The organism is Empedobacter sp. UBA7252, from assembly GCF_002472765.1.
GTDB lineage: Bacteria > Bacteroidota > Bacteroidia > Flavobacteriales > Weeksellaceae > Empedobacter > Empedobacter falsenii_B.
In genome coordinates, this window is sequence record NZ_DKSQ01000058.1 from 16,871 (window position 1) to 43,086 (window position 26,216).

Sequence of the window (26,216 nt, forward strand, 5' to 3'; positions counted from 1 at the left end):
TACCTAAAAAAGTGCTAAAATGTTGTTGAAATTTATACCCTTTTACTTCGAAATTTTTGAAAGGAATTTGAACCCAAGTTTTATGTAAAGCATGAAAATGTTTCGCAAAAAATCCCCATTCATGGGTAAAAGCATCCCAAGAAAGATGTGAATATGCACCTATTATAATTGAGAGAATTACAATTATCCAATGTTTTTTGAAATAATCAATCCAATCAAAAATTAGGAATTGAGCAAATCGTTCTTTAAAAAAATAAGGTAAATGATGAATTAAAACATTTCGGACAAATAAGTGAAAAACGAAACAATAAATAAGAGCAATTGGTAAATCAAAATACAAAACGCCTCAAAACAAATGAATATACGTCGCTACAATCTCCATTCGAGAGAAATATTCTAAATCTGGCGACATCGAACCAATGATTAATCCCGTCATCGAAAACCAATTCGATTTTAGCTTTTTTAGCGCAAGAACAATTGCTGGATGGCAAAAAGTTAGTGGCATTTAGGTTTTATTTTGATGCAAAGTAAATCAAAATATCCATTAATTACCAAAACGTTTGATGTTAACTTTTCGCTCCTTAATTTTCAAAATAAGCGGTTCATATTCTGTATTTTGTTCCTTTTCTACCGTTACTTTATTCAAATATGTTTTTGCATAAACATGTTCTGGTAAACTATTTTCTACAAGATGAAACGTATAATTTCCGACAGGTAAAAAAGCTGTATATTCACCTCTATCATTTGTTTTAACTGTAAAAACCTGTCCATTTTCGTGATTAAAAATCAATGTAAATCCGAATAAATTTGCCGAAACCTGATACTCCAAATTTGAAGATAATTCATACTCAACTTTTCCTCTCACAATACCAGTTTGTTGCATTGGAATAGATATAGAAGTCGTTTTCGCATTGATATTAACCGCGAAATCTTGTGCAAACCATTTTTGTCCAGGAAGTTTGATTATATAATTACCATAAGGAACTTTTTTATACTTGATATTTCCTTCTAAATCTGTAATAAAATTCGTTTCATTTATCTTTACATTACGACTATCAGCCACTTTATCACCTTCATCAAAAATACCATTTGCATTGTAATCATAAAACACAAACAAATTCAATGTTCCTTCTTTTACATCTGTCACAGTGCGTTTCGCAGGCAAATTATATTGAACACCAACCTGCAAATAAGTTTGTTTGTTGTTAAAAGTTTTCGAATCATAATGACTAAAATTAGCTTGTGTACTCACAATAAAATTATCAATGGGTTGATAATCTAAAGAAGCTCCAAAAGTTAGAGTATTTCCAAAATTTTTGTCAATATTATAATAAGTAGAAACTGCTGTATTTAATTTTTTTTGAAAAAAGCTTTGACGAAAACTCGCCGAATTTGTAAAACGTTCTAATTGATGATTTAAATTATTCATCGAATAAACTTCTGCAATCATCATACTTCCTCTTTGATAAATTGAGTTTAACTGAAAGTTTTTAACACTCCACGTTAATTGTCCATAAACAATTGGATCAGCATTTCTCAATTCTTTTAGTTCAGAAAATCCTCCCAAAGCATTCAACACCAACTGATGCACACGAGAATTAGACAACCACGTAAATGTTCCGTTCAAATAAGCTGATTTAAAGTCCATCGGCATATACTTAAACGTCTCATAATTCAGAATATTTGATTTTTCTAAATTCAATTTAGGAGAAATCGAAACATTAAAATGACTTGCCAATTTGAATGATATACCCGTCTCAAAACGTAACGCTTTCGACTCATTCGCTTTTGTATAATTCATCAAATATGGATCGATAGATTTCGGATTGTTATTGGTAACCGTTAACGAAGACCACAACGAAAATTTAGAAAACGTTCGTTGAAAACGCTGATTAAGATACAATGCTCCACGTCGTGTCCCCGGATAATATCCTGAGCTGTAATAATTGGAACTATAAAAATCAAATTTACCAATTGTTCCAGAAACATTTGCAGAAATCGACATCGAGTTTTCGACATTGTTCGTCTCTTTAAATTTTGATAAACCATACCCAAATTTCACTGAATGATTCCACTTATTTGGTGTAACCCATTTGTAACCATTTGTCAAAATAAAGTTCGTTGTAGAATAAGTTCTATCTAACAAAGCTGTTGTTTCTAATTCGTTTTTATCTTTTATTAAAAATCGTCCATTCGCAAAAGTTGTGTTGCTATTCTTGAAAACATCGTTCGTCAAATCATCTAATAAATTATAATTTTTTTCGACCGTTCCGACTACAATTCGGTTATCATTCTTATCATAATTATTAAACAACATCACTCCTCGTCCGTTAACTGGAATATCAAAATCGTTGTTATTGATTGATCCGATTAAAATTCCTTTGTCTTTGCGTTGATATTTCACCCAAGAATCTGTCAAAACCATGTCTTGATTCTTATTCCAAGTTGTTCCATTAATATTATATGCAAATTCATTCAACCCAACCGAAAATTCTTGATGAGCCATTAAGTTATAATTCGCATTAGCAGAATTAATATCGCGAGCAGTTAATCGAACATAATTTGAAGAAAAATTGGTCCAATTCTGATTTAGCATTGTTGGATCTATATACACACGATTGGAACTTGCATTCTGTATCGTAAAAAACACATTTCCTGCAAAATCTTTGGTCGTTGTATAACCCGAAACATTTGCCTGAAAACTTTCAATTTTCATCATATCTCGGTCGACATATTTAGAAAATCGAACAATTTTTTCTTGAAAAGCTTCAACTATAAGTCGTTTGTTATTATAAGTATAACTTCCTCTGAAATCAGGAAGTACATTGGTTAACAAAATTTCTTCGGCTTGATTTCCCATATTCATTACTTTTAATTCATAATGAATAGAATCTCCTTCTTGACGGTAAAAAATATTACTCTGGACAGGAAAAATTTTGATGTTTCTCTTTTGCAAAACAACAACTGAAGTAACAGATTTTCCTATTTCTTTTTTGCTTAAAAAATCAATAATATTGAATTCTAAATCTAATTTCCCAGCCATTTGCGATTTACTCACCGTAAATTGCATAGGAATAAAAGCCTTCTTGTTTGGATTGATTTTTATTTGAAGATTATCTTGCGAATACGATCTTATAGCCGAAGGGATATTAAGTGCCAGACGAGCATTTATCGTATCATTGGTTGTATTTTCTAATTGAAGAATAACAGAAAAGTTGTTGCTATCTTCTAATTTAACTTCTTTTATTGTACTAAATTTCAAACCGTTATTTATTGTTTGAGCACGCAAATTTTGTCCGCTAACAAGCATAAGCAGAATAAAAAATACGCTCCGAAAATAATTGATTGAAAAGAACATATTGTTTTACAAAGGTGTAATCGTGTACAACAAAGAAGTTGAATAATTCCCCGGTTTGCTATTCAAAATTTTATTATCCGACGGAGTTGTAGAATAAATAATATTATACTTTTTTGAAGCTGTTTTAGAACTATTCGTCATCAATGATTGATTGTAATTCGAAAGTTTTATAACCTTAGAAAGATTATTTGTTTCGATGTCTTTTATCTGAACATTGATTGAATTTAATTCCAAATTCTGCGCATCACTTGATTGTAAATATTGATTAATCGACGAAACTTGAATATCGTAAGCTGTATCAGAAGAAACAATTAAGCCATTTTGATATTCTTTCTTCACACCATTTTTATAATCTTGTATCTTATTGAAAACCAATTCTCCATTTACAGCAGAACCATCGACCGCAATAGAAAACGTCGGAGCTGATTCGTAATTTCCGTTTGGACTAATTTGCATTTCAATCGAAAAAAGACTTTTTCCAATCACTGTTCCAAATTCATTCAATAAAGAAAACTCGAATTGAATTGGATAATTATTCCATGATTTAAGGGAGTTTAAATACGTCCCTGCATCAATCACAATATCATAATTCAGTACAATTGCACCATATTTTCCTGCTGGTGTTGCAATTGTTAAAGGTGAACTTCTGATAAAGTATTTTGGTGAAAAACTCATCGCGATATTATTCTGAATAACTCCTAATTGATTTAGCGTAGGATAATTCTCTGAATAATATTGAGAAGTTGTATAATTATTGAATTTTAGCTTCAGTTTTTCAACAGGAAATTCTTTTTTCTGAGAATTTACAATAGGCGAAACAACACGCGCAACTAAAGACCAATTTTTATAATTTAAAGCACCAGACATGTGCATTTCTACAGCCACAACATTAGTCACCGTAACTCCACTACTTCCATTTACTGGCACCCAACCATTATTGTGGGCATTTAACGTAAACTGAGCAGACACTGCCATTGTCAACAATAATGTAATTGTTGAAACTATCTTCTGAAACAAGTTACTATTTATCATTTGAGAACGTCAATTCAGCAATTTTCAATTGATCATCTTTCTCAAAACTTAAAGTTGAGGTAACAATATACGAGCCTTTTGGCAAATCCTTTGGCAATGGTATATATACAATTCTTTTATCAGTTGGTAAACTATAAAAAACTGCATCTTGCAATTTTATTTGTTGACCATTTTCTTGATTAATGATTTCATTTCTAATCGTTCCTTCGCTCCAAACATTTCCTTCATTGGAAATATTAAGAACCAAACGATTTTCAGTTTTATCGTAAACAAAATTTGTAAACTCTACATTTGTATCACGTGCAATATTTAACCGTTGATAAATTTTGACACCTGTACGAATCGAGATTTTAATATTTTCTCCACTTTTGTTTTGTCCATCGATCGGATTTGTTTGCGTGATGTACATCATTGCTGTATGCACACTCTCTGCATTTATCTTTTCTGGAACTTGCATCAGAACTTCTATTTCTTTCGATTCTCTTGGCAAAAGTGTAAATGTATTACTTGGTAAAACTGTGATCCAGTTTGCATTACTTGTTGGTAAAGTATTAGGTTCAGAGACTACATTACCTCCAAACTCATCATACTTCCAATCATTAAAAGAAACAGACAACTCTAATGTATGTGCATCACTTACATTGGTTACCAAAATCTTTTTACGCTCAGACTCACCAGGATTTAACGCAAAATAAGTCCTTGGTGGACTTACAGAAATACCTGATTGTGCACTAATCTTAGTTGAAATGATTAATGCTAAAAAAGAAACGATTGTTAAAAAACGAAGAACTTTCATAAGCAAAAAAAGAAGTGATATTTTTCAATACCACTTCCTGTTTATTTATATTTATTGTGCTTCTATTGTATAAGTTAAAGTAGTTGTATAAGTATTAGGGGTTTCAACACTGTAGTATTTATTTAGATAAGCATTGTTTCCTCTTCCTTTATACGCAACGTTGAATTTTAAATCTGTACCACCAACTGTACTAGAAATTAATCTTTTATCAGTATTTGTTAAATCAACTGATCTAAATGAAGGAGAATTTAATGGATTACCAGTTCCTAAACTTGCTTGTAAATTAATTGTACTTAAAGCAATTTTATGATCTTTACCATCTGTAGATGTATATTCTAAATTTTCGTTATCAGATTTTACTTTAACAGCAAAACCACCTGTACTGTATACCGATAAATGATTATTCATATTTGCAGTTACTCCATTTAAATAATCTTTTTCAGATTTATACTCTAAGTTAACTATATTTTCACCTTCAATTAAAATTGTTTGAATTGGGTATAATTTTACATTCAATGTTGCTGAAGCTGTTTTTTGAGCTAAAGCCATTCCAGAAACTAATCCACAGAAAATTGTTAAAAAAAATGCTAATTTTTTCATGATTTTATAATTTGTTAAAAATTTATTAAAAAATATTTGTTAAACAATCTGGTAGTTTGTATATTTAAGATTGGTTATTCTCAAATGCGATTGCAAATGTAGAAGTTGTTTTTTATTCTTAAAAGATTAAATCATACCAAAAGATGATGAAAAACGACATTTCTAACTATTTAATTCGGAGTGCTTTGTCTGAATTTAGTCGGAGAAATCCCCGTGTTTTTCTTGAAAAACGCAGTAAAATTGGTTTCTTGAAGGAAATTGAGTTCCAGCGCAATGTCTTTTATTGACATTTTTGAGTTGACTAATAAAATCTTTGCATTTTTCATCAATTCTTCAACAATCATTTCTTTTGCTGTTTTTCCAAAAACGATTTGAGTTGCTTTATCTAACCTTCTTTTTGTAATAAAAAGTTTATCACTGTAAAAAGATACTTGTTTATTTTCCTTGACATTTTCTTGCAAAAGTTTTTTGAATTTTGTCGCAAGTTCTACATCAAAATCATTTTGTATAAATTGGCTTTGCATATCAAATGTTTCCATTTGACCATTGATAATAATACGTTCCAAAAGATTATGAGCAAGCTTCATATCTAATTCATTTTCGAATGCAGTAATGAAATATTGCAAATAATTAGCCTCAAAAATTGGCGCAGAACAAATTGTATTCTCAACAATATTTATAATATCTCGCGAAAAAAGTGTAGAATTTTCTAACTTCAAGTTTTCTTCGATTGATTTCGAATAAAATTCTTGTTTAAAAACAATATAATAAGCATCAGTACGAGTAGTTTGTTTCAAAAAATCTTGAGAGATATTGGGAGCTATAAAAAGAAAATGATTTTTGGGAATCGAATATTCTTTTCCATTTATTTTATGAACAAATTTTTTAGAACCAGACCAGATTATTCCAAAATACTCATCAACAGATAACTCTTTTCTCAATTTTTCTGTATGTAGGATATCATTCAATTCAAATGCAGTTATACCTACATCAAAAACCAAATTATTATAAACTTTACGATTATTCCACAACATACGTCTATACTATTTTATCAGTGTTATCAATGCAAAATTAGGACCATTTTTAACCAAATTACTTGATATAAATCAAGTTATAATTTTAGTGCTCCAAAAATAATAAAATACAATATGCTATTTAAGTATTTTAAAAAATTAACTAAAAAAGAAAGCTTATTTTTAATGAATAAAAAAAAGTCTCAATAAATATTGAGACTTTTAAAACGTATTTTAATGTAGAAATTTTCTAATAACCGTCTGCTCCTTGCTCTCCTTTTACAATCGCCAATGCAGAAGATGTTCCAATTCTTTTCACGCCTAAAGCGATCATTTTTTCAGCTTCTTCTGTTGTGCGAACTCCACCAGAAGCTTTCACTGGAAGCGAACCTGAATTTTCAAGCATCAATTTAATAACATGCTCATTTGCTCCATTTGGTTCTCCATTTTCAGTTTTATAAAAACCTGTAGAAGATTTTACAAAAACTTTTGATGCTTTTACTTCACCTGCTTTTTCTAAAACAGTATCACGAATTAATTGTGTTATAGCAACAATCTGTTCATCTGTTAAAGCAGCAGTTTCGATAATCCATTTTACAACTTTACCTTCACGCAATGCGACTAATGTTGCAGCTTCTACTTCTTCTTTTACTTTATCGCTATCACCTTTTTTGAACGCTTCGTAGTTTACTACAAAATCTAATTCATCGGCTCCATCAGCAATTGCTTTTTGCGCTTCTCTCAACTTTTCATTCAAATCGTAAGTCCCTTCAGGAAAACCAATTACAGTTCCCAAAACAACATTCGATTTTTTCTCATCCAATAATTCACGAACTGATCTCACATAATCAGGACGAATCATTACTGCATAGATATCATTATCAATAGCTTCTTGTGCTAACTTATGCACCATCTCTAATGTATCAGAATTCGAAATACCTGCTTGTTCAGGTGTTTTAAGATACGTCGAGTCTAAATATTGATTAATATTCATCTTTGTATATTAAAGTTTTATTTGTCTATCTATTGGTTGCTCCAACGAAATTATAGTTTCTGTACGTGTAACGCCATCAATTTGCTGAATTTTTTTGTTCAACACATTCATTAAATGTAGATTATCACGACTCAAAATTTTAAGGAAAATCCCGTAATTTCCCGTTGTAAAATGAGCTTCCACTACTTCTGGAATCTCTTCCAAAGCTTTCACAACTAATTTATAAGAAGAAGGTTTGTCCATAAAAACACCAACAAATGACATCGTTGAATAACCTAAAATTGAAGGATTTACAATTACTTTTGTCGAATCAATCACTCCAGAAGCTTCTAATTTCTTGATACGTTGATGAACAGCCGTATTTGATATACCTAATTCTTTTGCTAATTGCGAAACAGGTATATTAGCATTGTCCATAAAGGCATTCAGAATCAACTTATCGATTCCGTCAATCTCAACCTGACCATTTTCGTGGATTCTCACCTATTCTTAAAATTATACCGCTACAAATTTAATATTTTAAAATGGTATAAACGGGAAAATGGTCGCTATATCCACCGAAATATTTTCCGCCAACAAAAGTTCTGAATGGCAAACCTGTAGATTTTCCGCCTGTATTCTTCAAAAAATCAGCATCAAAAATATCTGTTTTTATATATTCTAAATTTGTGTGAGAAGTAAAAAATCCTTTCGAAAAAAGCTGTTGATCAAACAACATCCATTGTTTTTTAAAAATCATCGAACCTCTTTTATAGGATTGTAGACTGACCATTGGATTGAATAATTCGTTTCTGTTTATCTCTTCTTGTTTAGAACGTGTATCCAATTCATCAATTAAGTCAGAATTTGTTGGAGCATCATTAAAATCTCCCATCACAACAATTTTTGCCGAATAATTTTCGGTTAACAAATCGTTAATTCTTTTTCGAATCGTTTTAAAAATATGTTGACGTTTTAATTGATTGACTTCTTTATCAATTTTAGAAGGTAAATGAACAATAAAAAGATGAATAATTTCGCCAACTAAAATTCCTTTTACATACAAAATATCCCGTGTGTAAGATTTTGTATCATATTGATCTTTAAAGATAAATCTAATTGGTTCGCTTTCTAGAACTTCAAAAAATTGTTGACGATAAATTAATCCAACATTTATTTTTCGTTCGTCTAATGATTCATATAAAAGTGTTTTATAATCGCCATCTTTCAAAAAATCATTTTGAATCAAATCTTGCAAAACCTCTTCATTTTCAACCTCAGCCAAACCAACCAAATATGGCAACTCATTTGTTTCTAATTTGCCAATTTTAGAGATGCAAAATGCAATCTTATTCACCTTTGTATCGTAACGATTATCTTTCCATTTGATAAAATTACTTGGCAAAAAAGATTTGTCTGATGATTTAGAATAAAAATTTTCGACATTATAAAATGCGATTGTCACTAGATTTTGTTTCAAAAGAATTGTTTTTATGCAAAATTAAGAAAGAAACTAAGTGTATAAAAATTGGTTTCTTAAAAAGAATTAAATAGACAGCTCTTTCAAAAGTGAACTTATACATGAAGTTGAAAAAAAAATCAATCAAAAATTATCAACTTGAACAATTTTCTTTCAATAAATTATCAACTTGACGACCTATCAAAAATCATGTTAAATATTATACTAAAATTAGTGTAAATGATTGATTTATGGTCAACTTAATCTGTTAAATATTGTATATTTGCAAAGTTTGCAGTATCTGCATTCAAAATTGAAAAGATGTATTTTTAATTGACTATTATTAAAATAGTCTCAAAAAAATTTAAAACATAATGTCAAAAATTCATTACACACTTACGGATGAAGCTCCGATGTTGGCAACTCACTCATTTTTGCCAATTGTACAAGGATTCACGAAAACAGCTGATATTACCATCGAAGTTCCAGATATTTCTTTAGCTGGACGTATTTTAGCTAACTTCCCAGAATTCTTAAAAGAAGAACAAAGAATTCCTGATGCTTTAGCAGAATTAGGAGCTTTGGCGACTACTCCGGAAGCAAATATCATTAAGTTACCTAATATTTCGGCTTCTGTTCCTCAATTAGACGAAGCGATTGCAGAATTGCAAGCGAAAGGTTTTGCTGTACCAAATTATCCAGCTGAACCAAAAAATGAAGATGAAAAAGCAATCAAAGCTAGATACGGAAAAGTTTTAGGTTCTGCTGTAAACCCAGTTTTACGTGAAGGAAACTCTGACCGTCGTGCGCCTAAAGCTGTTAAAAACTATGCAAAAGCAAATCCTCACAAAATGGGAGCTTGGGCTACAGATAGCAAAACAGAAGTTGCTTACATGAAATCTGGTGATTTCTACGGTACTGAAAATTCTACTACGTTAGAAAACGCAACTGAATATACAATCAAATTTTACGGAGAAGATGGTTCTGTACAAGAATTAAAATCAGCAGCGCCTCTAAAAGCTGGAGAAGTAATTGATTCTTCTGTAATGAACTTAAACTCTTTAAAATCATTTGTTCAAGAAGCGATTCAAGAAGCAAAAGATAAAAACGTATTATTGTCTGCTCACTTAAAAGCAACAATGATGAAAGTTTCTGATCCTGTTATTTTTGGAGCAATCGTTGAAACTTTCTTCAAAGATGTTTTTGTAAAATATGCTGATACTTTCAAAGCATTAGATATTAATCCTAACAATGGTTTAGCAGATTTATTCGAAAAAATAAAAGGTCAACCTCAAGAAGCAGAAATCAAAGCTGCAATTGAAGCTGATTTAGCAAACGGACCACGTGTAGCAATGGTTAATTCTGATAAAGGAATTACGAACTTCCACGTTCCTTCTGATATTATTGTTGATGCTTCTATGGCTGCATTGGTAAGAAACGGAGGTAAAATGTGGAACAAAGATGGCGCTGAAGAAGATACTGTAGCGATCATCCCAGACCGTTCTTATGCTGGTTTCTACGAAGCTGTTGTAGACGATATGAAAGCAAATGGAGCGTTAGATCCTACAACAATGGGTTCTGTTCCTAATGTTGGATTAATGGCTCAAAAAGCGGAAGAATATGGTTCTCACGACAAAACTTTCCAAGCTCCTGCAAACGGAACAATCAAAGTTGAAGACGCAAACGGAAACACTTTATTAGAGCAAAAAGTTGAAACTTCTGATATTTTCAGAATGTCTCAAACGAAAGACGCTCCTATTCAAGACTGGGTTAAATTAGCGGTTAACAGATCTCGTTTATCTGATACTCCAGCAATTTTCTGGTTAGATAAAGGAAGAGCTCACGATCAACAAATCATCAAAAAAGTTGAAAAATACTTAGCTGATCACGATACAACAGGTTTAGATATTCGTATCATGGACGTTAAAGACGCGATGAAAGAAACTTTAAGCCGTGCAAGAGAAGGAAAAGATACTATTTCTGTTTCTGGTAACGTTTTACGTGACTACTTAACAGATTTATTCCCAATTTTAGAATTAGGAACTTCTGCTAAAATGCTATCTATCGTTCCATTAATGAACGGAGGTGGATTATTCGAAACTGGTGCGGGAGGATCTGCTCCAAAACACATCGAACAATTCGTAGAAGAAGGTTACTTACGTTGGGATTCTTTAGGTGAATTCTTAGCATTACAAGCTTCTTTAGAGCACGTTTCTCAAACACAAGGAAATGCAAAAGCTCAAACTTTAGCTGATGCTTTAGACGAAGCAAATGCTAAATTCTTAGCAACTGACAAATCTCCAGGTCGTAAATTAGGAACTATCGATAACCGTGGTTCTCACTTTTACTTAGCAATGTACTGGGCAGAAGCATTAGCAAATCAAACAAAAGATGCTGATTTAGCTGCTAAATTTGCTCCTGTTGCAAAAGCTATGGAAGAAAACGAAACAAAAATTAACGAAGAGTTAATTGGTGCACAAGGTAAACCTCAAGATATTGGTGGTTACTACAAAGCAGATTTTGCTAAAACAACTGCTGCAATGCGTCCATCTGCAACATTAAATGCAATTGTTGACGGAATTTAATCCAACAACATTTCTTTATAAATCAAAACCTCGAGAAATTCTCGAGGTTTTTTTGTTAAAGTCTTTTAATTAAATTCATTAACAAAAATTAACATTATTCGAGAAAAAAATCGTCATTCAATCAAAAGTTATGATAAATTTTAATAAAAAGTATGAATGAAAATCATCTAAATAATGATAATTTTAAGAATTCAAATTCATTCTATTAGATTAATCATTCTCGCATGAAATATATTTATTTACTCGCATTATACTTTTGCTCGATTACAACTTTTGCGCAATCAAAATTGGAAACGGCTATAAAAAGTCTGGATACAAATTACGCTCAAGAAAAAGTTTATTTATTATTTGATAAGGAAGATTACATTGCTGGAGATAATATTTGGTTCAAAGCTTATACATTAAATGGCTACAAACCAAGCTTAATTTCTACAAATCTTATTGTTGAATTATACGATAAAGACAAAAAATTAATCGACCGAAAATTGGTTCCGATTGTGAACGGTGAAAGTGACGGAACACTGAATACCAAAAACGAAAACGAAGAAGGAATTTACTTTGTAAGAGCCTACACAACGTACATGACTTTCTTCTCAGAAGAATTTCAACATATCAATCAAGTCAAGATTTATAATCCAAATTCTAAATTAAAACTTGTTCCAAATCCAAATTTAAAATGGAATGCAAAAGCTTTTGCTGAAGGTGGAAATTTCATTCAAAATCAGACAACTAAATTTGCTGTAAGATTAAAATCGGACGGAGATTTACCAAAAAAATGGAATGGTTTTGTATTCGAGAAAAATAATCCTACCAATAAAATTACAACATTTGATAATCTAGATGAAAACGTTGCGACTTTTGCGTTGAGAGCAGAAGAAGGCAAATCTTATCAAGTACAATTAAATGACGAAAAAGGAAATCAACAAATTATTGATTTACCTGAAGCTAAAAAAAATGGGATTCTGATGAAAGTTGTTCGAAATAGCAAAGACATTGTGATCCAATTAAAAAGTATCAATCAAGAAAACCCTTTATTGAATCATAAAATTATTGGAACAATTAATAATGAACTTGTAATGAGTTCTCAAATTGTGAAAAGTGTGGAATCGGTTTCATCTTATGTTCCAAAAGAGGTTTTAGACAATGACAAAGGTATTTTGAACATTGCCATTTTTGATGCAAATGATATTCAGGTTGCTCATCGTTTGATATTTATCAATCCAAAAGAATCGTACAAAAAACCTGAAATTTCTTTCGAAACAACGGCTAATCCACGAGAATTAAACACAATTAAGGTAAAATATCCTGAAGAAATTAATTTTTCGGCTGTTATCAAAGATCAAAAAAATAATGATGAAGACAATTTAATTTCTGCAATGTTATTGACGCGAGATTTTAGTTCGAAAATTAATCATCCTACACAATATTTTAAAAATAATGAATTCTCAGAAAATCTGGATGCGCTTTTAATAACAGAAAAATGGAAAAGATTTAATTGGGAAGATTTAGTGGTTGGAAATATCGTAAAACCTACTATTGACAACGATCGTAGATATCTTTCCTACAAAGTGAAAGCATATAATAACGGGAGAGAATTGAGCAATGCTTCGTTGAGTATTATTTATAAAATGCAGAATAATGGAAAAGAATTTGCAACGCTTGATACTGATTATGAAGGAAACTTCGAGATGAATAATTTGTTTTATTATGGGCCAATGGCGATGAATTATTTCTTGAATTCGGAAAATGGAAAATCTGCCAACAACGGAACTTTAACTTTATCTGTTGTGCCAAATTATAAAAGTACAAGTTATAAATCCAAATTGCCTGCAACGCCTTATTTATTAGAAGAAATTACGAATAAAGAAGAAGTCGAGAAGCAGAATACGTATAAACAGAACATCAAAATCATCAATGATAAAAGTATTCGTCTGAAAGAAGTTGTTGTAAAAGCGGATAAAAAATCGAAAACTGAGAAGCTGAACAATGAATTAAGTAGCGGAATGTTCAATAACATAAACGAAACTGTGATAGATTTCGTAAACGAATCTCAGCCAATAGAAGGTTATACAAATATTATGGACTTTTTAGCTGGACGAGTTGCAGGATTAACGGTTTCTAACGGAGTTCCAAAAATTAGAAATTCTGAAGTTGCAATTTATTGGAACGAAATGAAAATGACTTCAGATAATTTAACTAGTATTAATCCTAGAGATATTGCGATGGTAAAAATTTTCAAAGGCGCTGGTTTACTTGGTAATGCAATTGCAATTTACTCTAAACGAGGAAGTGATGCGCCAGTTGATAACACGCCGATGTTACCAAATAATTTAATTCAGATTGGTGGCTACAATCAATCTCTGCCATATTTTAGCAATGATGATTAAGAGTCGCTTTACAACGATGTTCCAAACGATATAAGAAGTACTTTATTTTGGAATCCTAATTTGTATACAGCTCCAGGAGAAGACACAGAAATAGAATATTTCAACAACGATAAACCAAAAGATTATCAATTAACTATAATTGGTTTCGATGAAAAAGGAAATCCTGTTTATTATGAAGGAAAAATAAATTAAATCAAAAACCTCAAGAGATTCTCGAGGTTTTTGGTTTTAATCAAATTCGTCGATAATATAGTAGGGTTTGTCGATTTTAAAGTTCAAAAAGAATCGATTTGGAGAATATTTGTTTAAAATTAATTCAACATGAAAACATTTATTCAACTTATCATTTTATTTAGCGCTAGTTTTCTATTTGCTCAAAACTATACACTAACAGGCGAAGTTATGGAGCAAAATAAAGCGCTTCCTTATGTTGACATTACCTTATCTAATCAAGACACAATTATCAATTTAACAACAGATGAACTTGGAAAATTCGCTATTGAAGCAAAGAAAAATACGTACAAATTTGAAATCAACTATTTTGAAGAAATTGTTTTTCAGAAAGATATTCAATTGAATAATTCTATCGATTTAGGAAAGATTGAAATTAAAACATCTACAAACTTGAAAGAAGTTGTCGTTGGAGCAGAAAAGAAAATCATGGAACGAAAAATCGATCGGTTTGTTTTCAATGTAGAAAATTCTACTTCAGCGGCTGGCGGAACTGCAATGGATGTTTTGCGCGTCACTCCTGGTTTGAATGTAACAAATGATAATATTGCGGTTTCTGGAAAAAATTCTGTAATGGTTTTGATTGATGACAAACCAACTTATATGTCACAAACGGATTTGATTAATTATTTGGAAAGTATTAGCGCTTCTGATATTTCAAAAATTGAAGTCATCACGACTCCGCCTGCAAAATATGAAGCAGAAGGAAATAGTGGAATTATAAATATTGTAACAAAAAAAATAAAAAATAATAGCTGGAATTCCACTATTGGAGCATCATATACGCGAAGTAAAAGAAACACAGAGCGCTACAATGCAGCTTACAATTTACAAAAAGATAAATGGACAGTTCAGACTTCGTTGAATGCTGGAGATAGAAGATTTCTGAGAACATGGAACAACGAATTATTTTTCTCTGATGCGCGCAGACACAACATTTCTTACACAGATTATATCAACAAATATCTAGGAGGACGATTCTCTGTTGATTATAAATTAACCGATAAATGGACAATTGGTTCTAAATTTTCATTCAACAATTCGAAATATAATTCAGAAAATCCACAAGAAATGTTTTTCAAGAATTTAACGAACGAAGTTTATCAAACAAATAAAGGAAATTCATTCGAAAATGGTAAGACGAATCAATCTTTGGTCAATCTTTATTCTGAATTTGCACTTGATTCATTAGGTAAAAAGATTTCATTTGATGCCGATTACGCCAATTATTCATCTCCTATGAATAGAACTTATGCAACCAATTCTTACAAAAATAATCAGTTAATAGAAGATTCTTTTTTTGGTGGAAAAAGTAATTTAAACAATCGTATTGAGAATTTTTCATCTAAAATTGATGTAGAACTTCCTTTAACAAATTTCAATTGGAGTTTTGGGGCTAAATTTTCGCAATCAAAATCAAATAATTTGGTTGAAGCATATAAAGCAGACGAAAATTACAACTATACATTTGATGAAAATTTGTCGAATCTTTTCAAATACAAAGAAAATAACGAAGCAATTTATTTGAACGGAAGTAAAAAGTTTGGAGAAAAATGGCAGATGCAAGCTGGTTTGAGATTAGAAGCAACACAAACAGAAGGTTTTTCGAGAGAAAATAATCAAACGAATAAAACAGATTATATCAAACTGTTTCCGTCATTTTATTTGTTGCATACTTTTGATAAAAGTAAAAGTTTAGGAATTAATTATTCGCGTCGTATCAATCGTCCAAATTACGAAAGTTTAAATCCTTTTCGAATGATACAAAACGAATATGTTTACAACGAAGGAAATCCTTTTTTGAAACCAGCTTTTACACACAATTTAGAACTTACTTTTACTTACAAAAAATTTGATACTCGACTTTATTATTCAAGTTTGAGAGATGGTGTCAATCAAGCTTCAATCATTGATGAGAACACAAAACATAATACTTTTGTTTGGATGAATTTTGTAGATTCGGATAGCTTTGGTTTGAGCCAAAATATGACGATAAATCCTACAAAATGGTGGTCAAGCGTTACTACTTTTGAAGTTTCTTATTCGAGCGCAAATGTTGCAATTTCTTCTAAGCGATTCAAAGGTTGGTCGAGTTCATTATTTTCGACAAATGATTTTACGCTTAATCAACAAAAAACGATGTTTATTAACTTGATTTATTTTCAAAATTTTGGAGAAACTTTCCAAAATTATAAACTAAAACCTTATGCTCGTTTCAATCTTTCGTTCAAATATTTGATGTTAGATAAAAAATTAGAATTGAGTTTGAATGCAACAGATATTTTCAAAGCGCAAGAATATTTATCACAAAATAACAATGGAATCGTACAAACTTTTGCGAATGTATGGGATACTCAAAGCATAAGAATTGGATTGAATTATAAATTCGGAAGTAATAAATTATCAGTAAAAAATCGCGAAACTGGAAATCAAGATGAAGTAAATAGAATGTAAAAATAATAATAAAAGACGATTTTATAAAATCGTCTTTTATTATTTAAAACCTCGCTTGCACTTGCACACTTCCCGTATGTATTGGCTTATTTTCTTCGGTTTTTCGTCCATCATACGAAATATTCAATTGCAAAAAACTTGTGATTTGCCGTTGGATTTGCAACTGCCAAACAAAATTATTTCCAGCGCGCAAACCTTCCATCATTTGATTTCCAACAACAGATTCTTGGTTTCCGATAAATTTATTGTTGATAAAACTAAAACTTCCCAACAAACTCATTTTATCCGAACCGTTCCATTGAATTTCTGTTCCCAAATCCGACTGATTTAATTGCTCTTCACCCGAAACATTCTTCTTATTTTGATAATTATAAAACAACGACGCAACAAGATTTTTTTCTGTTTGATACGTAATTTTTGGTGATAAACGAAGATTATTTAACTTATATCGTCTACTCAAAAATAATTCAGAATCGCTGTTAATCACCATATATTCAGTATCTAAACTTGCGATTAAATTTTGCAAAATCTTATAACGCGCTTGCAACAAATAACTGTCTGAATCACGGTATTCAGAACCTGTGTAAACATATGTTTGAGATTCTTGTTGATTGTAAATAAAATTTGACGACCATTTATATTGTGTTCCTTGATTAAAGAAAATCGACGAACGAATACTTCTTGTTTTACCCAAAATTTGAGCCGAATTGGTAAAAGGATTCCATTCTAATGTCGTTCCTTCTTTGCGCAACGAGTTACTTGCCGAGATATTTTGCTGAAACATCCAACGATTCCAGAATTCATTTTCGGTATCAAAAACTTGTTTTGGACGAAAACGCAACGTAAAATTGAATTGATTTTTATTCGTTTTCAAATACTCGATTGTATTCGTATACACGCGAATATAATTTGCTTGGTCGATAAATTCTGCCACTTCAAACTCATCAATTTGCTCAATTCCATCGCCGTTATAATCCGTCCATTTGTAAATTCCCATTCCATCCGAAACTTTTACATACTGAAATTCACGCTGCGGTTCCACACCGCTAGCCACTTCATAATCTACATTTAATTGTAAACCTTGATTGAAAAAAGCTTTGTACCATTTTACGCTTCCTGTCATAAAATCTTCGTTCGGCGCATCTAAAAATTTATAATTAACTCGTCGATAATGAAAATTTAAACTTAATTGATGATTTTGTTTTTGAATTAAAGTTGAATTAAAAATAGCTCCTTTACTTTGTTGAATATTTTGCCAAGTCTCAAAACGAACCGAATCATCTTGACGTTGATAAACCGTCAAATCGATTTTATGACCAAGCGAATCTGCAAAACCTCCTTTCAACTGAAATTCATTCCATTTAAAACTTAAATCTGATTTTTGATTTTTTGTCAAATCATCCATGTCATTATTCTCGCCCCAAACTCTCGCTCCAACCCAAAATTTATTTCCAATTTTTCGTTTTCCATCTACCATATAACGCGCAAAATTGGTATTTTGAAGCGTTGCTTTTGTTGATAAAATATTTGCTTGCGCAACGATTTCGTATTTTTCAGTTTTATAATTTGCATCAAGTTGATTTCTCAAACCTTTGTACAAACCAATATTTTCAAGATAATCGAATTTATATTGTGCATTAAATTTTTCTTTCCAAGATGAATTGATTTTTGCTGTGATAAAATTCTGATTTACGCCACTTAATTCTTGATTCAAATTAAAATCTCGTGCAAATTCAACAGCTCGTAAACGCTCTGCACTTTTATAATTTTTGTTGATAAAATTCCCTTCCGCATAAGGAGTAATTTTCCAATTTTTGAAAGAAAATGTTTTTTCACCATAAACACGAGTTGCTAAACCAGAATTGTTTTGATCATCAATCGATGAAAATAAATTTTGATCATAATTACTCAAACCTAAGTTAAAGCCAATATTTCCATTGTTTTTCAATTGATATTGACCATTTAAGGTATAAATCTGCAATTTTTTAGGCGAAATTAATTGCTTTATTGGTTCATAATCTCCTTGTAAAACTCCTGCAATTGCTTCGTTATATTGAAATACTTTACCATTTTGATTCGCATTTATTTGTCGATAATTTCCTTGATTAGCGCCAACATACGTGAAAGCCACTTGATACAATTCATCGTTTGGATCTGTCGAATATTCAAAGATATCTAATCCATTTTGATCTACTTTTCGATACAAGATTTTATTCGAATCAAACGTCGTTTTCTCTGCTGAAACTGTGTACATTTTATCTGGATCATTCCCTGCATTTGCCAAAATTTGCTTTTCAGCATCTGTCAAATCATTTCCAAGTGAATTATTCTTCGAATCTCCTTGAGAAAAGAAAAAACCTGACAATTTCATTCGTTCCGACTCATATTCAGCTCCACCATAAAGTAAAACTTGTGAATAATTTCGAGAATTGTACAAATACTCCACATTAATGCGCGTATTTGCGGTAATCAATCGGTTTGAAGTGAAAGAAATTTCGCCCGTATTGTAATTAATTACATAATCATTTTGCTCGCCACGCTCCAACAAAACACCATCAATATATACTTTTTCACTTCCCGAAATAATAATCACATACAATTCATTATTCTTTCCAGAAAGCCTGTAAGGACCTTGATTTCCGTTTTGTCCAATAAAATTAACACGCATAAATTCGCCTCGAGTAATACTTCCAGAAGCAAAAATATTGGTCGACGATTTTTCGCCTTTTAATTGAGTTGACAACTGTAAACCTGTTACTTTTTGGTTGAATGGATTGAAAAAATCTCGTTCTTGATTCGTATTAATATCAATATGACCAGCTCGAATTTTCGAATTTTTACTGGCTAATTCGATGTAAACTTTATCAAATTCTTGCAGATTTTGCGTGTATCCATCCGATTCTATTGGCACATTATTATCCGAAATCGCCGCATTTACCGTAATATCATCTGATAATTTTCCTGACAATTCCAAATCCAACGAAGATTGCACAGAAGCACTTTGATTATTTCCAAAACGAATACCGCGAATCATTGATCCTTTGCTATTCAAACCATCAAAAACATCTTTGTTCGCTTGTTTTGAATTCGATTTTATTTGATGAAAAATATCAACTGGTTTTGCATCATTAACAATGATATTCGGATTTTTGGCATAAAAAACAGATTCGGCTAATTTTGGATTAACAAAATACTGAATTTTCACCATTTGTTTGGCGATTGAAGAATTGAAATAAACTTCGTTTCGTTCGAAATTTATAGTATAAAATTCTTTTGAAATTGGATTTCCTGTTGAATCTAAAATTTGAAATTTTTCGGATAAAATTCCTTTATTTTGCAGCTTTATCGTATCAGAAAGTTGAACAGAATCTTGTCTAAAATTAGGATTTTTCCACCCAAAATGTTGAGCGAAAACAAAACTGTTCACTAACCAAAAACATAGAAAAAATAGAATCCGAAACTGCAAAAGATTTTATTAGAATAACGGAAATTTAAGCTAAAAATTTTATTCGAAATTTAATCACTTTTTTTGAATCAAATAATAGTTTCTTTTGATACGATCGTTATAATTTTTTTGATTTTTTGAAGAATGATTCAAATCAACCACACCAATTTTTTTGATTGAATAATTATTGAAATGATCTGCAAAAAAAGTAGAATCTGACGGACTTGCTAACATTCCAAATTTCTCTTCTTTCGGAAAGATAGTTTTCTTTCCATCGTTAATTGCAGGAATTGAAGTCCCATAATCCAACACTATTTCAGGAACAAAACTTTGCCATTCGTATGTTTTAATTTGATTATGTTGTTCTAATTTTTTTAGATTTTTGGCAGAAGAATATAACTCTTCGGAAAAAGTTAATTTGGAAAGTGGAAATCCAAACGCAACAACTGAGCACATCAATAAAATAGTTAAGTAAAATATCTGTTCGAATGATTTTACCTTTAATCCTTTAAAAATTGAGATTCCTAAAATTAATCCAACAATAGCAAAAGGAATCGACCAAACTAAAAATTCTGACAAACGATCTTTTGTGTAAATAAAAACACCAACTGAAATTACGATTCCTATTATTCCGTATAAACCAAACGCAAAATTGGTAAAATATCGTTCAGTTATATTTGATAAATTTTTGAATTCTAATCGTAAATATTCGATATAAAAGCCAATATTCATCGCTAAAGGAATTAAAACTGGTAATAAATATCTTGATTTTTTTTCTGGAATTACAGATAATAAAACCACTGATAAAATTGTCCATAACCAAGCAAATTGATAGGCTTTTTTATTTGCAACTTTATTATTTAGATAAGGATAAATCAAACTTACCAAAGCAGGAATTGTCCATAAACCAGATTGCGTAAAGAAGCTCCAATAATAATAAATTGGGCGAGTATTATAGCTATGCCAATTGTTTACTTCCTTTTGAGATGCCGCTAAAAAATGTTCTGGATCAAAATATTTCACATACATCATCCATGCAAATCCTACAACGCAACCTAATATTATCGTTAAAATTGTGATTCCTAAATTTCTTCCTAATTTGTATCTATAAACAATAAAATAAGCAATTAAAAACGGTAAAAATAGCGCATACAACGAAACTGGACCTTTGCTCATTATCGAACAAGCTAACAAGAAAAATGCAGCAATAAAGTTGAATAAATTAAATTTTGATGATTGAAATTCTTTCACCAAAAACAATATTGCTCCCATCACAAAACTATGCGTGTACATGTCCCAATTGTTATCTCTCCCTGAGAAAAACACGTAAAATGAAGTGATTAAAACCAATGAAGAATTAACAACTTGTTGTTTTGTTAAATCGAAATGCTTTAATGTTTTATAGAACCAAACGACTAATAAAATGGTAATTAGAACAACTGGAATGCGTAGCCAAAAAAAATTTTCGAAACCAAAAAAACTTCCAAAAACAGCTGTAATCCAAGTTGGTAAAGGTGGCTTTTCATAACGAGGCAAACCGTTAAGCGTGGTAAAAATCCAATTTCCATCGTGTACCATTTCTCGCGCCGAAATAATGTTTCGAGCCTCCATAATGTTGGTTTGTAAAACGCCAAGATTAACAAACAACATCAAAATTGTTACGATGATTAAAAATAAAACTGAATTTTGCTTAATCCACTGAACCATTTTTCTCTTTTCGTTTGATTAATATATTTCGAGCATAAACGATAAATCCCATAAAATGACCAACAAATAAAACGGGATCTTTTCGAATAATCGCGTAAATTAAAATCAACAATGATCCTGTTAAACTAATGACCCAAAATCCCATTGGTAATTGCGATTCGTGTTTTCGTTCGGAATAAATCCATTGATAGACGAAACGAAATGTAAAAAGTACCTGAGATACGACTCCTAAAGATAAAAGCCACATCGGAATTTTATCGTTTTTGAATAATAAATCTACATCAAAAATTCCGTTATTGAAACCATATAAAACAATAAATGCAGGAAAAATATACAAAAAAATACGTACTATTTTCGGAAATTCTTTCCAATGATTTTGAAGTTGAATATTTCTGATATAGATATAGTACGTCAATGTTTGTCCCAACATAATTGAAAAATCATGACGCAAATAACCATATAAAAATAGCAAAACAGAGGCAAACAAGCTAACTTCCCAAAATAATTTTGGTGTAAGAACTTTCTTGTTCTTTTCGGAAACAATCCATTGTAAAATAAGGCGACTCGAAAAAAGTGCTTGCGCAAGAAATCCAATACTGATGATAACCCAATTTGGCATTATGCTTCTTCTTGAATTTTATAATTGATATATTTTTTCTTCATCCAAACAAATGCAAAACAATCCATTAAAGGACCTAATAAACGGTTCCATAGATTGAATTTTGATTCGCCTGCGATACGTGGAAAATGTTTGACAGGAACTTGAGTAACCGTTCCGTTTTGTAATAAAATCATAGCTGGTAAAAATCGGTGCAATCCTTTGAACATCGGAATTTTTTTCGCTTTTTCAGCATCTATAACTTTTAATGGACAGCCCGTATCATCCATTCCATCATTGGTAAATGCTCTACGAATAGAATTAGCAATTTTAGATGACATATTTTTCACGAAAGAATCTTTGCGATCTGCACGAACACCAGTCACCAAATCAAATTGATCTGCTAACGCTAATAATTTATTGAAATCTTCAGGATCTGTCTGCAAATCTGCATCAATATAACCAACCCATTTAGATTTCACTGTGTCAAAACCAGCTTTTATAGCAGCAGACAAACCATAGTTTTTGTCAAAAGAAATATAATGAAAAGCTTGATTTCTACTACAAATCTCTTTCATAAGAGCCAAACTTTTGTCTTTAGAACCATCATTAATCAATAAAATTTCAGTCTGTTTTATTGACTTTGACAGATATTGATTCATTGTTTCTTCCAATCTTATCAAGTTATCTTCCTCATTATAAATTGGGATGATAATTGTAAACTCTGTTGACATTTTTATATTATTTCAAAGGACAAAGCTATGAAATAATCAAACGAAATTAAAATATTTTTGTAGAAGTTAATTTACTTCATATCAAATCGATACAAATTTTATTTAATAATAAAAACAGCTTTTTAAACAATAATTTATCCATTTCTTGAACAAGAATCCCCTTATCTTCATTATTAATCAAGACCACAGCATTTCCTACTCCATAAGGTTTATAACGCTCTAAGAAGCTTTGATCTTTAAACAAACCAATTGTTTTTGTAGGCGCAGCACAACTCAAATGCATCATACCAGAATCAGCTGCAATCACAAATTCGCAACTTTTCATCACCGCTGCAATTTCTCTCACATCTTTACTATAATAAGTAGGCAATCTATGATTTAACATCGAAATATTTTCGACAGGTAAAATTTCAATTAGATTATATTCTTGCGAATATTTTGGATAAAATAAATTATAAAATTCTATCCACCATTCCTCATCATAACATTTTACACCTGTTGCATACGTAAAAAACGCCAACGTTCTCTTTGAAGGATCTTGAATCAATTCATTTAACATTTCTACTCCTTTCAAAGATTCTTTCTCTGTTAGCTGAATATTTAGAGTTGGAATATCTAAATTCCCTTCTTTATTTTTAAATAATTCTATGAATTTTCTAAACAGATAAACTGGATATTGCGCTTGATGAATATGAATTTCTTGATTCGAATTCATTTCAAATTCATTTCCAAAAATTTTATACTTAGAATTCGCAAAAGAAGTTGAAAGTCGTCCTGAAGATGAATTTTTATCAACATTAATGACTAAATCGTAATTCTTTTTTTTGATTTTTAGCCAAACTTTAGCGTATTGAATCAATTCTTTGAAAGGTTTTTTAGGTAATTCAATAATTTGATCAACTTGAGGATAGTTCTCAAAAATAATCGGAGCAACCTTACCTTTTACAAATAAGTCAATTTTAACACCAGGATTATATCGGATAATTTCCTGAATCAAAGGTGTAATCAATAGAATATTTCCTAAACGCTGATTGGGTCTGTTTATCAGTACTCTATTAAGTTCAAGAGGTTTTTCTTTGTCTATCTTTGGCAAATTACCATCACCTATTCCTCCTGTTAATCGACGCATAATTGTACGACGAAAATGATTGACTGATTTTTTAAAATTCATTAAAAAGTGCTCGTTAAAAAAATACCTTTATTGTATTCTTATTTTTCCACGAAACTATGTAAACTATTGGTAATTACGAAATATTTTTTTCATAAAAAAAGATCTCTTATCGAGATCTTTAAATTATTTTGTTTTCGTAGGACGAACTTCTATTTTACTTGGCAAAACATTTGGATTCATTTTCAATAAATCAACTACCATTTGTCCTAAATCTTCGGGCTGAATTTTCCATCCATCCTCCGAATTTGGCACATGATCATTAAAGTTTGAAGTCACAGAACCAGGCATAATCGTTGTACATTTGATATCATAATTTCTCAAATCTAACATCGCTGCTTGGGTAAAACCGACAACGCCAAATTTCGAAGCATTGTAACCCGCTCCATTCGCAAAGAAATTTGTTCCCGCCAAAGAAGCAATCGAAATATAATATCCTTTCGAAACTTTTAGTGCTTCAACAGACGCTTTTATTGTATGAAAAACTCCTGTCAGGTTAGTATCAATCATCGCATTCCAATCTTCTAAAGAAAGTTCATCAACTGGCGCAAATTTTCCTAAACCAGCATTTGCAATCACAATATCCAAACGTCCAAACGCAGAAATAATTTGCTCAATTGCATTTTGTTCATCTTCGAAATGTCTCACATCCGACTGAATAGCCAATACATTTTGATTTCCTAAATAATGACGAGCTTTTTCAACATCATCAATGTTTCGTCCAGAAATTGCCACTTTCAAACCATTTTCTACCAATGATTTTGCAATTCCTAATCCAATTCCTTTTGTTCCCCCCGTTATATAAGCTACTTTACCTTCTATATTTTGCATAATTATTTTAGTTTTATTTTTGGTTCAGCCAATTCCATTTACCATCTTTTCGGTAAATAAATCCGCCTTCTTTTGCGTTATCTTGATGCACATAAATCGCATCATAATCTAAAGTTACGATTTCATTTTTAGAAACTCCATTTAAATTTCGTTTCACTCCATCTTTATAATTCGAATAAAGTGGCGTTCCTTTTGGAATCATCATCAACGTTCCGAAATCATAATTTGTAATTTTGAACGGATCTTTTGCTCCTCCCAAACCATAAATTTGACTTCCTTTTTTCATATTATTCACAATAAATAAACGGATATTTCCTTTTGTATCAATCATTCTATATAAATAATCCACCACACCGTCACCAAAAAAGTCGCCTTTAATTGCGAAGCATTTGTAAGCTGTTGCTAAATAAAATTCGCTAAAAGCTGGGTGCGTAGAAATTTCTGTTTCGAATTGATTGACAAAATTTTGTTGTGTGATTAAATAACCACTAAACGCATACAAATCGCCTTGAGCAGAAGAATCATTAACTCCTTCATCCAAAATTAATTTAGACGAGCTAACATCTAATTTCACCCAGTTTCCACTTTTTGCTTTCCCATTATCTTTAATTGCAAACGCTTCACCTTTTTCTGAAATTTTAACAGGATATCCATACGGAATTTTACCAATTCGTTTTCCATTCGGACTTGTTCTAACTGTCAATCCTTCTTGCGCTATAACTTGATAAATTTCTTGTGAAAACACAATAGAACTCATCATCAAAATGAATCCAACAACTATTTTTTTCATGATGTAAAATTAAAAAGCTTCAAGTAATCTTGAAGCTTTTATATGAACTATTTTA

At 31.0% G+C, this 26,216-nt stretch carries 19 protein-coding genes and 1 pseudogene; 4 read left to right on the forward strand and 16 right to left on the reverse strand.

Features of this window, described 5'->3' with window-relative positions; all coding sequences use genetic code 11:
- The 9 genes and pseudogenes from B2X73_RS08325 to B2X73_RS08365 all read right to left on the reverse strand — a co-directional run.
- A pseudogene (locus B2X73_RS08325) lies at positions 1-505 on the reverse strand (DUF4184 family protein); the annotation flags it as partial.
- Between the two features lie 39 nt (positions 506-544).
- Positions 545-3,262, reverse strand: a complete 2,718-nt coding sequence (locus B2X73_RS08330; RefSeq protein WP_291096214.1) for a hypothetical protein — start codon at positions 3,260-3,262, stop codon at positions 545-547.
- A gap of 102 nt (positions 3,263-3,364) precedes the next feature.
- Positions 3,365-4,390, reverse strand: a complete 1,026-nt coding sequence (locus B2X73_RS08335; RefSeq protein ID WP_291096216.1) for a hypothetical protein — start codon at positions 4,388-4,390, stop codon at positions 3,365-3,367.
- A complete protein-coding gene (locus B2X73_RS08340; protein WP_260541807.1) occupies positions 4,380-5,186 on the reverse strand; it encodes a molecular chaperone in 807 nt (268 codons plus the stop codon). The genes B2X73_RS08335 and B2X73_RS08340 overlap by 11 nt, the downstream gene beginning before the upstream one ends.
- A 51-nt stretch (positions 5,187-5,237) precedes the next feature.
- Positions 5,238-5,786: a hypothetical protein gene (locus tag B2X73_RS08345; protein ID WP_291096220.1), complete on the reverse strand. Its 549-nt coding sequence runs from the start codon at positions 5,784-5,786 to the stop codon at positions 5,238-5,240.
- A 170-nt stretch (positions 5,787-5,956) separates the two neighbouring features.
- Positions 5,957-6,820 (reverse strand): helix-turn-helix domain-containing protein, encoded by an 864-nt coding sequence (locus B2X73_RS08350; RefSeq protein ID WP_291096222.1) that lies wholly within the window; start codon positions 6,818-6,820, stop codon positions 5,957-5,959.
- A 229-nt stretch (positions 6,821-7,049) separates the two neighbouring features.
- The gene (deoC, locus tag B2X73_RS08355; protein WP_291096224.1) at positions 7,050-7,793 is read right to left on the reverse strand and encodes a deoxyribose-phosphate aldolase; all 744 of its coding nucleotides are present in this window, start codon (positions 7,791-7,793) and stop codon (positions 7,050-7,052) included.
- A 9-nt stretch (positions 7,794-7,802) separates the two neighbouring features.
- Positions 7,803-8,276, reverse strand: a complete 474-nt coding sequence (locus tag B2X73_RS08360; RefSeq protein ID WP_114998761.1) for an Lrp/AsnC ligand binding domain-containing protein — start codon at positions 8,274-8,276, stop codon at positions 7,803-7,805.
- A 28-nt stretch (positions 8,277-8,304) separates the two neighbouring features.
- Positions 8,305-9,252 (reverse strand): endonuclease, encoded by a 948-nt coding sequence (locus B2X73_RS08365; protein ID WP_291096226.1) that lies wholly within the window; start codon positions 9,250-9,252, stop codon positions 8,305-8,307.
- 353 nt (positions 9,253-9,605) lie between these two features.
- Here B2X73_RS08365 and B2X73_RS08370 point away from each other — a divergent pair, with 353 nt between their 5' ends.
- The 4 genes from B2X73_RS08370 to B2X73_RS08385 all read left to right on the forward strand — a co-directional run bounded on the left by B2X73_RS08370 (position 9,606) and on the right by B2X73_RS08385 (position 16,888).
- Complete coding sequence (locus B2X73_RS08370) at positions 9,606-11,816, forward strand: NADP-dependent isocitrate dehydrogenase (RefSeq protein ID WP_291087832.1); 2,211 nt, start codon at positions 9,606-9,608, stop codon at positions 11,814-11,816.
- A gap of 224 nt (positions 11,817-12,040) precedes the next feature.
- A complete protein-coding gene (locus B2X73_RS08375) occupies positions 12,041-14,203 on the forward strand; it encodes a hypothetical protein (protein ID WP_291096228.1) in 2,163 nt (720 codons plus the stop codon).
- Between the two features lie 60 nt (positions 14,204-14,263).
- Entirely contained in the window at positions 14,264-14,395 is a 132-nt protein-coding gene (locus tag B2X73_RS08380; RefSeq protein WP_291096230.1) for a hypothetical protein, read from the forward strand.
- Between the two features lie 129 nt (positions 14,396-14,524).
- On the forward strand, positions 14,525-16,888 hold the full coding sequence (locus B2X73_RS08385; RefSeq protein ID WP_291047871.1) for a TonB-dependent receptor domain-containing protein: 2,364 nt from the start codon (positions 14,525-14,527) through the stop codon (positions 16,886-16,888).
- Between the two features lie 43 nt (positions 16,889-16,931).
- On the opposite strand, the gene B2X73_RS08390 is transcribed toward B2X73_RS08385, so the two are convergent.
- The 7 genes from B2X73_RS08390 to B2X73_RS08420 all read right to left on the reverse strand — a co-directional run bounded on the left by B2X73_RS08390 (position 16,932) and on the right by B2X73_RS08420 (position 26,161).
- On the reverse strand, positions 16,932-20,315 hold the full coding sequence (locus B2X73_RS08390; RefSeq protein ID WP_291096232.1) for a hypothetical protein: 3,384 nt from the start codon (positions 20,313-20,315) through the stop codon (positions 16,932-16,934).
- Positions 20,316-20,408: 93 nt separating this feature from the next.
- Positions 20,409-22,040 carry an ArnT family glycosyltransferase gene (locus tag B2X73_RS08395; protein ID WP_291063638.1) on the reverse strand — a complete coding sequence of 544 codons (1,632 nt, stop codon included), beginning with the start codon at positions 22,038-22,040 and terminating at the stop codon, positions 20,409-20,411.
- Positions 22,024-22,659 carry a lipid-A-disaccharide synthase N-terminal domain-containing protein gene (locus B2X73_RS08400; protein ID WP_125349995.1) on the reverse strand — a complete coding sequence of 212 codons (636 nt, stop codon included), beginning with the start codon at positions 22,657-22,659 and terminating at the stop codon, positions 22,024-22,026. The genes B2X73_RS08395 and B2X73_RS08400 overlap by 17 nt, the downstream gene beginning before the upstream one ends.
- Positions 22,659-23,372, reverse strand: coding sequence for a glycosyltransferase family 2 protein (locus B2X73_RS08405; protein ID WP_291096235.1), 714 nt, complete (start codon positions 23,370-23,372; stop codon positions 22,659-22,661). Before B2X73_RS08405 ends, B2X73_RS08400 begins: the two co-directional genes overlap by 1 nt.
- Before the next feature lie 76 nt (positions 23,373-23,448).
- A complete protein-coding gene (locus B2X73_RS08410) occupies positions 23,449-24,543 on the reverse strand; it encodes a glycosyltransferase family 9 protein (RefSeq protein WP_291096237.1) in 1,095 nt (364 codons plus the stop codon).
- A 123-nt stretch (positions 24,544-24,666) separates the two neighbouring features.
- Positions 24,667-25,371: an SDR family oxidoreductase gene (locus tag B2X73_RS08415; protein ID WP_038330800.1), complete on the reverse strand. Its 705-nt coding sequence runs from the start codon at positions 25,369-25,371 to the stop codon at positions 24,667-24,669.
- 13 nt (positions 25,372-25,384) lie between these two features.
- On the reverse strand, positions 25,385-26,161 hold the full coding sequence (locus tag B2X73_RS08420; protein WP_125349992.1) for a hypothetical protein: 777 nt from the start codon (positions 26,159-26,161) through the stop codon (positions 25,385-25,387).
- Positions 26,162-26,216: the final 55 nt, after the last annotated feature.